General features: G+C 57.6%; 8 protein-coding genes. 5 read left to right on the forward strand and 3 right to left on the reverse strand.

Going from position 1 to position 12,869, the window contains the following annotated elements; all coding sequences use genetic code 11:
* Positions 1-31: 31 nt before the first annotated feature.
* Positions 32-424 (reverse strand): hypothetical protein, encoded by a 393-nt coding sequence (locus tag PSR62_RS11585; RefSeq protein WP_274407896.1) that lies wholly within the window; start codon positions 422-424, stop codon positions 32-34.
* Positions 425-445: 21 nt separating this feature from the next.
* Positions 446-2,443 carry a Mur ligase family protein gene (locus PSR62_RS11590; RefSeq protein WP_274407897.1) on the reverse strand — a complete coding sequence of 666 codons (1,998 nt, stop codon included), beginning with the start codon at positions 2,441-2,443 and terminating at the stop codon, positions 446-448.
* Positions 2,444-2,674: 231 nt separating this feature from the next.
* On the opposite strand from PSR62_RS11590, the gene PSR62_RS11595 reads away from it, so the two are divergent.
* From PSR62_RS11595 to PSR62_RS11615, 5 genes are all read left to right on the forward strand, one after another.
* On the forward strand, positions 2,675-3,184 hold the full coding sequence (locus tag PSR62_RS11595; RefSeq protein WP_443217392.1) for a hemerythrin domain-containing protein: 510 nt from the start codon (positions 2,675-2,677) through the stop codon (positions 3,182-3,184).
* Positions 3,185-3,248: 64 nt separating this feature from the next.
* Positions 3,249-6,533, forward strand: a complete 3,285-nt coding sequence (locus PSR62_RS11600) for a hypothetical protein (RefSeq protein ID WP_274407898.1) — start codon at positions 3,249-3,251, stop codon at positions 6,531-6,533.
* 17 nt (positions 6,534-6,550) lie between these two features.
* Positions 6,551-8,491, forward strand: a complete 1,941-nt coding sequence (locus PSR62_RS11605; protein ID WP_274407899.1) for a polymorphic toxin-type HINT domain-containing protein — start codon at positions 6,551-6,553, stop codon at positions 8,489-8,491.
* A gap of 341 nt (positions 8,492-8,832) precedes the next feature.
* On the forward strand, positions 8,833-10,266 hold the full coding sequence (locus PSR62_RS11610) for a hypothetical protein (protein WP_274407900.1): 1,434 nt from the start codon (positions 8,833-8,835) through the stop codon (positions 10,264-10,266).
* A gap of 467 nt (positions 10,267-10,733) precedes the next feature.
* The gene (locus tag PSR62_RS11615) at positions 10,734-11,441 is read left to right on the forward strand and encodes a hypothetical protein (RefSeq protein WP_274407901.1); all 708 of its coding nucleotides are present in this window, start codon (positions 10,734-10,736) and stop codon (positions 11,439-11,441) included.
* Positions 11,442-11,537: 96 nt separating this feature from the next.
* On the opposite strand, the gene PSR62_RS11620 is transcribed toward PSR62_RS11615, so the two are convergent.
* Positions 11,538-12,857, reverse strand: coding sequence for a DUF1501 domain-containing protein (locus tag PSR62_RS11620; protein ID WP_274407902.1), 1,320 nt, complete (start codon positions 12,855-12,857; stop codon positions 11,538-11,540).
* Positions 12,858-12,869: the final 12 nt, after the last annotated feature.

The following is a 12,869-nucleotide window of genomic DNA, read 5'->3' on the forward strand; positions in this document are numbered from 1 at the left end:
GGAAGGAGGGCGAACCAGGTTCTCCCTCGAATCAACTTAGCAGTCCTTTCGCACCCCGCAAACAGATCAACCCTTCGCTCCAGTCGCGGAACAGTTCGACGCGCTGTTCCGGGGTGTCAAACACACGCACCTGGCTGCGGTTGTGGCGAATGTCTTCGTGAACCAAACCGTACAGGTCGTGATAGACCGGATCGGGATCTGGTTCATCATCGGGTGTTTGAAAATCCACGCGTGCACGGACATCAAACCGAAACAGTTGTTGCCAACCGGGGCGTTGGACCGCGACCAGTCGCACGCCGCTCAACTTGGCGGTCGCGCCGAAGTACCCCTGTTGACGCAGGTGCCGACGAATGGATTGCTCCATTTCGTGATCGCCGCACCACTGATCCCACTTGGATTGAAGTCGTTGCCACCAAGCGGTCATGGGATTCTCATCGGGGAAGGGTCAGTTTCCGTCGAACAATTTCAGTTGGGGTGGATCCGCGTCAGTGCCATTGTTCTGGGTGGGCAAGTTCTGGGCGGGCAAGTTCTGGGCGGGCAAGTTCTGGGCGGAGTTGGGCAGGCCTTGGATGATTGCCGGGTGCGAATTTGCTTGCAGAGCTTGTTCGCGTTCCTCCGCACAGGCGGCGATGACTTGGGTGACCGCATCCAGGGATCGGCGTTCGGCGTCGGGATGGCTGCGGTCGATCCCGCCGATGACCAAGACCATGTCATGGTTGCCCGCTTCGCCATGCGCCCACTGGATTGCGCGGTTCGGATCGGCGACCAATCGCATGGCGGCGACATCTTGAATCCCGTCCAAAACACCGTGGCTCATCGAGAGAAAATTGGCTTTGTCGGCTTCTCGGCAGGTCAGCACACAATGGTCGGGCATCGTTTCCAACAAGCGACCGTATTGCATCAACGTGTCCGCATCGTCTTTTTCGCTGACGGCCAAGACGCACCAAAGTTGGGGGCGTTTGGCCCTGCCGGCTTGGGACGCAGCGTGCATGGGCAACGTTATTGGGGCGGAGCTGGCGGGTGTTTGCAGGAGTTCTTTGCGAGCGGCCTGCAAGGCGAACTGGACTCGTTCAGGTGATCCACCGATGTCCAAACGCACGGCGGGATTGTTTTGATCGGTTTCCCAGTCGCCGGTGGTGATGGCTTCGAATCGGCCCGGCAAATCGCGAAGTTTGCAGAGGGATTCGGCGATTTGTGGCAAGGGGTTTTCGGTCACCACGCCAACCGCGGCAGCGGCGGCCAAGCAATCGGCAAAGTGTCCCCGCCCGAGGAACGATTCCATCACCGCGGCTCGGGATTCATGCCGCAGCATGGCGGTCAAGGTGCCGTCTGCTTGGGAGATCGTACGGATCGAGACATCGGCGGCGTTGTCGACGCCGTAGGTCACCAGTTCGATGTTCTGTGTCTGTGCCGCAGCGTGTGCAGCAGAAAGGATTCGTTGGTTTGATTCAGGCACGATCAACACCCCGCCCTGGGTCACCAATTCGAAAGCACATTCGATCGGTGAAGGGCCAAAGTCGTTGTCACCTGCGTCGCGTCCGGTCACGACGACAATGTCCAGTTCGATTTGGTCGTAGGCTCCCAGACGCAGCTGAGTGGAATCCATTTCCGTGATGCTGACGGCTGCGCCCGCATCAACGGCATCCGACAAGGCGTCAATCAGCGAGGCACCATTGGTGGCCTTGGCCGTGCCTGCTTCGGTGACCACGGAATCGCTGGACCCGAGATCCGTTTGGTAGGCGACTCGGCAAGGAATGTCTCGCAGAACGGAGGCGGTGAGGAATGCGGTGACCGTCTTGCCGGCGGAGCCCACGATGCCAATCGTGATCAGTTTTTGGTCGGGGCGATCGGTTTGCTTGGATCGAATTTCCGCGAGGGCTCGATCGGTATCCACCACAATGGCTTGTGGAATCGGCGCTGGCAAAATTTGCTCCGTCAGAATGCCTGCGGCACCGCGGGCGAGAGCTTGCGAGATCAATTCCACCGGGCAGTCATCGCCCAAGCGATAGACCACCAATTGACCGGGTTCGCAGGTCTCGGCTGATTTGGCGATCGAGGTGAACTCGACGTCGGATCCTGAGAAGAAGCGAACCTTCTTCAGCAAACCGGACAGACGGGTCGTGGAAGCGTCACGCGGGGGTGCGGAGGGGCTGTTCGATTTGGATTCGGTGGCGCTGGCAAGTTTGGTCGCTCGCGATTGGATCTGCTCCGAGGCAGTCGATTGGTTAACGCGGCGAACCGTTTGGACGTTGCTGCCTGAGGGATCGTTCCACTTCACCGCTGCGTGAGGCGGAAGAGTCGAGGAGCCGAATGAAGACCGGAAAGTTCCACCCGGTTTGGTTTGGCTCAACCATTGATCGATTGCGTGACGCATCTCGTCGCCTCCTTGCTGACGTGAATGGATCGTCGTGGTGCTTCGTTGTTCACGCGAATCCAGTTTCACGCGAACCCAATTCCTGGGAAGCACACTTCTTGAGAACTCCTTTCTCAAGATTTCTGCGGCCGAAACGAAGCGTCTCGTCCACGGAGTCAAATTGTTCCCATCCTAGAAAATCAGTCAAGGTCGAAAATCATTTTGTTGATCCGGGCGATTTCGTCGTCGGAAGCATCCCAGCCCGTTTCACTGGAAGGCTACAATGAAGGCAGTCAATTCACTGCAATGGAAGGTAGCAACATGGCCGAGCAAGCAAACAATTCACGCCGTTTGAGTGTCAACGCGGCGTTTATGCAGGACATCAAAAATGACAACCGCGACCTGAAAATATTGATGGATCGCTTGGCCGTTCTGACTCAACCGCGGGAGGCGGCGGCCAACCATTGGCCTGAATTAATTCAGTTATTTAGTGACTTGAACGATCAGCTGGCTCTGCATTTTGGCTTGGAGGAGGCTTACGGCTACTTCGATCAGGCCTTGGATGCGGACCCGGAAATGTCTTTGGCCGCGGAAAATTTGCGGAACCAACACGCTGTCTTGTTCGAAGATTCGAGACACTTGGCGGAAGCGGCCGCGCAAGCATGCACCGGAGACACGCCGATCGAAGGGGTGACCCCCGAAGTCACCACCGCCCAAGAAAAGGTGCTGGTCCGTTACGACGCGTTTGTGAAGCAGTTTCACGAACACGAGGAAGCGGAATTGAAGCTGATTTTGGATGCTCTGGATGAAGATTTAGGCGTGGGAGACTGAGCGGCGGACGAAGAGTCGAACGAGGTTGCACCGAATTTCAATCCTTGGGACTGAGGAGACAGGCGTGTTGATTCGAGGTGGGCTTCTCCCGTGTTGGTACGGGCTGGCGATCGCGGTCTGCTTCTTAGGAGGGACGCAGACATCGGCCCAGCAACCAGGTGAGGATGCGGCCCGAGAGGCGTTGGAAGCCGCAGGGCTCGCTGACCGTTTTGAGAACAACCTTCCGCAACCGAACCAAGACCTTGCGTTTCAAGACGTTGCCCCTCCACCCGCCTATCGAGTAGCGCAGCAGGCTTTCTTTCGTGGTGAAATCACTCGGGCGATCGCGATTCTGAACCAGTTGGAACGCGACGCGGCGTCGACCAGCACCATGCGGCATTTGCTCGGTCGAATCTCCATTCGAACCTTGCTGGGCGAATGTCACCTTCAAGCAGGGGATCTGGCCACTGCCGCGGAACACTACGAAACCGCGATCCAGATCATCGTCGCCAACCCAACGTTTCTGTCGGGGATTCAGTGGGGAGTCTTGACGTCTCCGCCAAGCGAAATTCCAAGGCGAAGAAGTGTCGGAATGACAAGGCAAATCGACGATGATCTCGATCGTTTGATGGAAACTCCGAACGCCCTCGTCAGAACCGAGCTGGATTTGTGGCCGTCGGCGGAGCGTGTGCCATTGGTGCGTCTTCGACGCTATCTGATGGCCGGGATTCCTGCTGGACACTGGGAGATTTCGGCGGAGTTGCCAGAGAATATTGACGAATTGCAAGGGTTGGATATCGCCGAAACACTGCGGCAATTAGCGGTCGCTGCCTATCGTTTGCGATGGCTGCGAGGCCGAGCGGTTGCCTTGCAAGCCCCCACCGGACAACAGTTGCTTGCCGCGACGGTTCCCCCTGGCGTGCTCGGTTCCAACAGGCAATTCCACGCGGCAGGCACGTTGGTGGCGGCCACGCGGGTCACCTTGCGCTATCACGCAGGGGATGATTCCGAGCTCCAGCTCGTCGATCCGCTGGATGAAATCACCGGAGGGTTTCATGCTTTGACGCCGATCACGCGTCTGACCCGTTTGCGATCCTTGGGGAATCGGTGGTGGGTCAACCGGCAAATCGTCAACGGAGAGGTTCCGATGCAGGCAGGCCAGCCCGCGGTGGTTTTGCCGTCTCGCGAAGACTTGGTTGGGTTCATTGAAACAGCGGTTGCGACCTCTGAAATTGCTTTCGCGTCGGCTCAGTTTCAATTGGCGGTCGAGAGCTTCGAATTGGCTCTGGAAGAATTGGGGCGTTGGGACAATGGGGAAGAACTCGCGATTCGGCTGGAGCGAGATTTAGTTGCACGATCAGAATTCTTGCGGAACCAAACACCGTCCATCGCTTTTCAACTGAGAGTGCTCGCTGCCAGAGCTGCGTTGCTAGCAAAACGCTCTTCTGCAGCCAGCAATCATTTGTCGATGGCAGAACGATATCGCCGGACACGCCGATTGGATCTGCCGCGTTCTGCCGCGATCGCGCGTTGGTTGCAGCTTCAAGCTGACGTTCAACAAGGGGTTGGTGTGGCCCGCTTGGATGCAGAGGACAAGGACGAAAGAAACATTCAAACGTTGAAGGAACTTGAACGGCGAAAACTCATCCAGGAAGAATTGCTGGATCAGAGTCGCCGGTTCGCGCGGGGAGTCCAGTCGAACGAACAACGCGATGCCGATCGTGCGATCACTCATCCGTTGGCGTTTCGATTCTGGGAACTCGGATTGCCCAACCAGGTTCGCGTGCCGGCCGCCACTCGAAGTCAGCGTTATCAATCGCATTGGCGCGAATCGCTGGCGGGGCAGGACCTCACCGCATTTGATCAGTTTTGTTTTGAGCTGGACCGGCAATCGTGGACCGGGTTGGGCGTTCGACTTGCAGTGGCGGCCGGCGAAGGGGAACGCGTAGCTGTTCGAATGGATGAACAGCAATCCGCCAGTGCGAGAAACACGCTGGGCGAACTGCCCGGGACAACGGATCTGCGTTGTGCACTGCGTCAGGTCTTGAGAAACAAAGAGCTTTCGCTGGATGACTTCTTTCCAAATCAAGCGGATCTGAACAAGGAACTGCAAGCTCTTGCCCCGGCCATGCAGCTCAATCCCCAGGTGCTTGGTTTGGACGCTGCCATTTTGCATGAGCGGTTGCAAAGTCAGTTGTCGTCGTTGGCTTTGAGTCGCGTTTTGCTGCCTCGAGTGGAACCGCCGCCGATTCCACTGAGGAACGAAAGGCCGGAATGGAACGCCTTGCCTGCCGACGTGGCAATCGTGTCGTTTTCCATGGAGGATGACAGCCTGATTGGGACGCTGGTGCATCGAAATCAAGCCAGTCATTGGCAGGTGCGAGCGCCCCAAGAACTGCGTCAGCAGTGCGAACGTTGGCTGGCAACCATCTTGAGTTTGCCGACCACGGTGGACGAGATCGAGAACAAGGCACAACGTCTGCGGACTCAGCAGATGGAACTGGAGCTGACCCAGCGTTTGTTCCCTCCGCTGTGCGGCATCGATCATCCGGGGATCCGTCACGTCATCGTTGTGCCAAGTGGTTTTCTATGGCAATTGCCGTTCGAAGAGTTGGTGATTCGGCACGATGCCAACGACCAAACTCAGCGTTGGAAAGACCGGGGAAAGGTTGCCTACGCACACACGCTGGGCACTGCCCTGAGTGTCGCGACCTCTCCCAGCCAGGACTTTGTTCCGGAGGATTCGGACCCGGTGGCACTGTGGGATGCCTCGCAATCAGGAGTTTCCCCAGCACTCCAGGACCAATCTCCAGAGATGGTTTCGGCAGGTTCGGTTGCAACTTGGGGGGATTCTGTCTGGTGGGGCAGCATCAGCCGAAATCTCTTGGTGCCACCGGAATCATCCGTCCCGCTGGCATCGCAGGGCGAAAGAACGACGTCTCGCGGAGTCCACGCTTGGGATCGACGCCATGGGCAGGTGGGGCAAGAGGGTCTCCGAAGTTGGGTTGATCTCAGCTCGAAATACCCGCCCGTTGGAAAAGTGTCCCAGATCCTTCGACCCGAAATTCAAAATCATTTGTTGGTCCAGGCGAGTCGCCTGCACGCGGCAGGTCTGGAGGACATTGTGATGCCCCGTCTGCCTGCCATGCGGGAAGCCAGTGATTCATTGGTCGAGGAGCTTTCGATGGAACTGGGGCAGGTTCGCTTCCAAGAGGCCTGGGAACGTTCGCTGGAAATCTTGCGGGTGTCGGAATTTACTTTCCCGGAGGGGGTGAATCTTGTACCCTTAACGAATGCTGCGGGGGGAATGGCTGGCAATCATCCACGTGTGCAGCTTCCCTACATCCACCTCCCCTTTTCTGGCCTCTGACGTCAATGGAGATGAATATGAAGACGACGCGATTGAAACCCAGGTTTGGTGTTCGCTACTCGATGGGGATTTTCCTCGCCGGTGCGACTTGTGTGGCGGCAACCGGGATTGAATCCCAGGTGCACGCTGCCGACGCGACCTGGTCGGAGCAACTGGTTGATGCTTCGTCAATTGGAAACGTCCAGCTTCGTGAACAACTGCTGGAGAATCCTCCCGCGGATTTGGAGGCCCAGTCGTTGGCGAATGCTTTGAAAGGGCGGTTGAAAGACACCAACGGCCAATGGGTTTCGATCGAAGAATCCGTTCAGGACGACGCTCGTTCGAATCGGATCGCCGAATACGAAAGCCGACGCGATGCGATGCAGGACACGGCGGCGGATCACTGGCAACTCTCGCGTTGGTGTCGCGCAGAACACATGCCCGGACGTGCTCGCGCTCACGCGTTTCGTGTGGTTGAACTGGATCGGGATCATGCCGCAGCACATCGTTATCTTGGAAACGTCCGAGTCGGCGATGCGTGGGTTGCAGCAGAAGAAGCTGTCCAGCAGCAGAAAGAATTGCGTGAGACCCAGCAGAACTTGCGCGTTCACACGCCGAAGATTCGGGCCATCGCAGAAGCGTTCCGGTCAACCGATTCTGCGACCCTGAGCAAAGCACGCACGCAGCTTGAGCGGATCGACACCGCTGATGCGATCGATGCGGTGCTGCAACAAGCCTTCAGTGGGTCAGATGGATTTGCAATGGCCGCGGTGAATTGGCTCGGTGAACGAGACGAGGCCGATGCCGCCGTCGCGTTGGCTCGGTTGGCAGTCTTCGATCAGCGACGAGGCTTGCGTGATCTGGCAACGCAGCAATTGAAGTCGACCGATCCAATGCTGTTTGTCCCGACGCTGTTGGATTGGTGTCAAGGAACCATCGAATCCACCCATCGCTTGGTGTTCAACGAGGGAGATCGATCCTTCGATGTTGTCCGGCAATACCGCCGGGAAGATGCGGAAGGCGTGAAGGTCTTGGATTCTGTCACGAAAGTGGTGGCGGTCCATGCAGGAGCATCCCCCACGGGGATCATCGGTCATCGAGATGCGGTGGAGAGCCTGCAGGTCGAGAGCGCCCGCGATGCAAGTGTCGTTCAATCCGAAGCGGAGCGGTTCAATGCTCGAAGTCGTTGGTTGCAGAGCCGAACCGCGGCGGTGATTGAAGCACTCGATTCGAATTTCGATGGGGAGCCATCGGCTGAGAGCATGCGGGATTGGTGGTATGCCTATCGCGGTTACGGTGACACCGGATTGCCGCCCGTTGAACGTCGTTTGGTTCGAAACATGGCTTACCGGGAAGTCAGCAATGCTGCCCCGATTGGATCCACACCACGGCGAGTCCTGGCATTCAAATCGGGAAGCAACGGCACACGGCAATTGGCCGAGGATTCCGGCAGTCAGCCTCAAACTTGGGCACAAAAGCGAGCCGCTGCTGTTCCGGATGCCAAGATCGGCGTCTACGTGCGTCCGGCCGCGGATTGCTTGGTCGCCGGAACTCTCGTCTGGACCGATCGCGGCATGCGTCCCGTGGAAAGTCTGCGATTGGGGGACCAGGTGCTGAGCTGTGATGTGACCACCGGGGAGCTGAGCTATCAGAGCGTTTTACGACAAACGGTCCGTGAACCCGAGCCACTGACCAAAATCCAGCTGGGAAGTGATGAGATCGTTGCTTCCAAAGGTCACCCTTTCTGGGTGATTGGACGTGGTTGGACGACGACGGAACAGCTTGTTCCCGGAGATGCGTTGCACGGCGCGGATGGGGTGGCGGTGATTGATGCCCTTGGATCCGTTGCCGCCGACAAGACGTACAACTTGGTTGTGGAGCACAATCACAGCTACTTTGTCGGCAAGTCACGCATTCTGTCGCACGATGCGGAGGTGGAGCGTCCTGATGGGATCGCCATGCCGGGGGTGGCGTTGTAAGCCAACTTGGACGTCCAGTTGACCGGAGACATCCGGTCGATGTTTGAAAATTGATCGCCGTGATTCGTGTCATTCGAATCGCGGCGATTTTTTTGTTTGCAGAGACGAAAACTCCTCGTTTGTGTTCATTGGGGAGTCCAGGCTTGCAATCCGCGGTCAATCGGCGAGCTCTTTTGCTGCCGTCAGTCTGAGTTTCCGTTGACACCCGGGGTCGGCATTTGATAACTGAAACTTGAGTCAAAAAATCATCCTTCTCCGGTTTCAGGAATTTCCCGTTGTTTCAACGGTCAGCCGTCTCTGTGAACGCTTCGCCCAGCCCCTGTGGTTCGGGACGCTGGAGTGTGCGCCATTCCGCTCCATGCAGCGGGAATTGCGGCCTGGAACAAGCTGATGTCGAGCGAACGGACAAACAAGACTGTGGTGCGTTGACCGCCCGAGCATTCCTGATCGCAATGGTTGGTTGCGTGGTGTTCTCGCTGACCGGATGCCGAGGACGAGCCAAGCAGGACGTCTACAGCCAAAAAATGGCGAGAGAAATTCGGCTGTTGGAAGACCAGCTCTACGAAGCCGATTACGAAAACCGCGTGCTGATCGAAAAATTACGGCGAGCGAAGGCTGCCAAGGCGGCGGCCGCATTGAACCCTCCTCCCGCCGCACGGCGAACCCCGAATTTGCTCCAAGGACTGTCCAAACCAGGCGTCATGGACTCCAAACGGCCGCCGGATCCAGTCGTCGATCCGCAACCCGATTCATTGCAGGATCCATCTGCCGATTCGGATGATTTCGACATGGGAAACGGTTTGGAGGATCCTGAGTTCGTCGATCCAGGAGTCCCCGATAAGTTCGCGCCGCGGGATCAACCATTGGTTGACCCCAGCGACTCATCACCTGCCGACCTGAATGCCAATGCGGGCTCGGAAGACATCCCGCCAGGAACCAAGACCCCTTCTGAAACGCCGTTTGATTTCGGCAATGGAATGGACCTCGATTCCATGATCGATCCAGGGGAGCCATTTGTTCCCGATAGCGATCCTGGATCGTTGTTGCCTGCTCCGACGCAACCCGTTCCACCTGGGCCGGGCGATTTGAAATTTGATCCGGTTGTCCCAGGGGATCCCGTGCCACCGAACTCGCCTTCTGGGCTGCCAGACAATCCGCCAGGGCAAATTCAATTGCCGGAAGGCTTGGGGATGCTTGGTGGCTTGGGCAAGGTCAACGGTGCCCCTGAAAAGATTGAGCTCTTCACGGCCAAGCTTTCCGTCAACGACAAGAACTCTTTGCCGCGTTTTGTCAGCGACATCACGCAAGCGACGCAACCACCATCGAATCCTGATTATCCGCCAACCGAAGGCATCGACGTGGTGGTCGATTCAATGGATCAATATGGGCATGCGATTGCCTTGTTGGGCGATTCGCTGGATCCGTTGACGAAACTTGCATCGTCCGACAAGCCGCAACCCAAAGCCATGCCGGCATTGCTAGAGCAAACGAACTTGAGCGTCGTGGTTCTGGATGCATCCAAGTCGGGCGACGAAGCCAAACTGGGACGCTGGGACTTTGGTCCCGATCAATTGGTTCGTTTGCAGCAAATGTCCGCGGTGGATCTGCCTCGAGATTCGTTGCGAATCCCGATTCGTTGGAAGGACAAGCGTCCTGAGGGCGAAAAGGTGGTGGTGTTTGTGAGGCTGAAGCAAGGCGATCGAGATGTCCGCTGCGATGTCGAGATGGATCTGCGTTCCAAAGCATCCGTGGCGGGTTGGTTGCCTCGTCGTTGACGCCGCCCGACTTCTCCATGGGCGGAGTTCTCAGGTGCTATGCACCGCAGTTCACAGGTGCCTACCCAGCAGTGACTTGCAGAACCCCACCCAACGCAGGAGGTCGTGCAGTTTTATTTCACCCTCCCTGAGGGTTGGCCTGCTGCGGCCCGGGGAGGGTGGGATCTCAATGCAAGTGGCATTGGATTTCCACCCCGAGCGATCACGGGGGATCCTCTGGAGCCAGGCATGCAAATTCGCCTCGGAGGAGCCAACATCGGTGGCTCGAGGTGGCATCCCCGGGACCGTCTCGCCATCTCGTGATGGTTGTGCCGGTTGGTTGGATTATCGAAACCGGCTTGCCGCAACCCAGACTGATCTGACGCGGTGACATCTTCCTCGATTGGCGACGGGTGAGGGGATGACCTAGGGTTCAGAGTAACCTCTGTCTCGGTCCTCCCAAACCAACTTGGTCGTTCTCAATGGGCATGAATTCCATCGATCCTGCCATGGATCTCAGCTCGCTGCCAATCATTCCCATCCTGATGATTGCAGCTGTGTTTTGCCTGGCAACCATTGTGGTTTATGGCTACGCGATGAAGTGGAGTCTGTCACTCGCTGGCTGCGGTCAGCATGGATTTGGGTGGTCGTTTTGCGTGTCGTTCGCGGCGGGGATGTCGAGTGGGTTGGTGTCCATTGTGCTGGCCTTCTTCGCCGATTCTGTCCCTCCGTTTTTGCCGATCATTCTGGCGATGGTCGCCGCGGTTTTGACCGTCTCTGTCATGACGCAAAGCGGGCCCATTGCGTCTGGCGTTGCCTACATGGCATTCATGTTCATCGGTGGGATGGGGATGATGCTCACGGTGGCTGTGCTGGCAGTCGCTTCCTTTGCCTTCATCGAAATGGGTGAATTCGCGAAGATGGCGCAGGCGATGGAACCGGACATGAACGCGGATGTTGAATCGACTGCCGCCGAAGAAGACATGTGGGCTGCACTCCCAAGGCAACTCGACAACGCATTCTTTGAGAGCGAAGAGTCGGTCAGTGAAGTGAGTGCGTCGGACGAGCATCGCATCTCAGGCGATTTTTCCATGGACCAGCCACACGGTGAGAGCCAAGCCGCGGATCCCGTTCGGGAAGATGACGCACAGACGCCCCGTCCGAACAGCGTCCAAGTCAATCCCTTCGTTGAGTGAGCCTGGTCCCCAGGCGTGTCTGAATTTCGCTCGTGAAGCGATTGGGTGGCTGTGGCCGGGTGTGCGACGCATTGCCGTGCACCGAGTCGACCGTGTTCAGCTGAACAAAGCTTCGATTGGGTGCCCGTCTCGAACCAGCGTGATGGGGCGACCGGTGTCGCTTTCAAATTCCATCGTGGGATCAATGCCGAGGTTCCGGTAGAAGCTGGCCGCAACGTCATCTGGTGTGATGGCCTCGTGCCGCGGTCCCGCAGCGGTGTCATCGCTTTCTCCGATCACCTGTCCACCGCGGACGTTGCCGCCTGCCATCAGCATGAACATGCAACGCGGGTAGTGATCGCGACCACCTTCAACGCTGCGATCATTGATCTTGGGCGTGCGTCCAAATTCGCCCGTGACAAACACGGCGGTGGATTCGAGCAGGCCACGTTGCTCCAGACCGACCAGCAATCCGCTGAGGCCGGCGTCCAATTTGGGAAGCTGTTGCTCCTTCAATTTGGTGAAGTTGTCCTGGTGAGTGTCCCAGCCTCCCAGTTGCAGCGAAACAAAACGAACATCGGATTCGATCAGACGCAGGGCGAGCAAGCAGCTTTGGCTGAACGCATCTTCGCCGAACTGCTTCCGCATGCTCTCGGGTTCGCGTGATATGTCGAAGGCTTCCCGTGCTCGCGAAGAGGTGATCATTGCGTAGGCTTGTTCGCCAAAGCGGTCCAGACCTTGAAGCAAGGATTCGCTTTTCTCGAGCGCGGCAAAGCGACGATCCAGTTTCTTCAGCAGGCTTTGGCGGCGCGTGACTTCATCGATCGAAACATTGCCGGGAAGCGAGATTCCTCGAACGGAGAATGGTTGGTTGGGAGTCGGCGTCGCCTTGGTTTCCAGAGCGGCGTGTTGGATGCCTAGGAATCCTGCGCCGTGCGACGCTTTGGGAATCGCGACATGGTTGGGAATGTCATGATCGCCAGGACGCTGCTGCGTCATCACGGCGCCGTAGCTGGGGTATTCCAGGGAAGGAATGGGACGTGTCCCACTGTTGATGTATTCGCGGCCCAGTTGGTGCGCGGCGAGGGTGTGGCTGACACCTCGCAGAATCGCGAATTTGTCGGCAACCTGAGCCAGTTTCGGCAAGTGTTCGCTGACTTGGATGCCAGGAACGTTGGTTGCAATCGGTTGAAACGGACCGCGAATCTCATCGCTGGCGTTTGGTTTGGGATCGAACGTGTCGATGTGGGATGGTCCACCGTTGAGTTCGATGAAGATCGCTCGCTTGGCGCCTCCAGGCAGGACCCGGCCCGCTTCTTCCGCTCGCAACAGGGAAGGAAGCGACAAACCAGGAAGTGCGACAGCACCAAGGCCCAGCGTGCCCGCCCGAAGGAAATCGCGACGGACGATTCCATCGCATGTTCGATGAAGTTTCATGGGGACGTGCCT

The sequence above is a fragment of the Rhodopirellula sp. P2 genome (assembly GCF_028768465.1).
GTDB lineage: Bacteria > Planctomycetota > Planctomycetia > Pirellulales > Pirellulaceae > Rhodopirellula.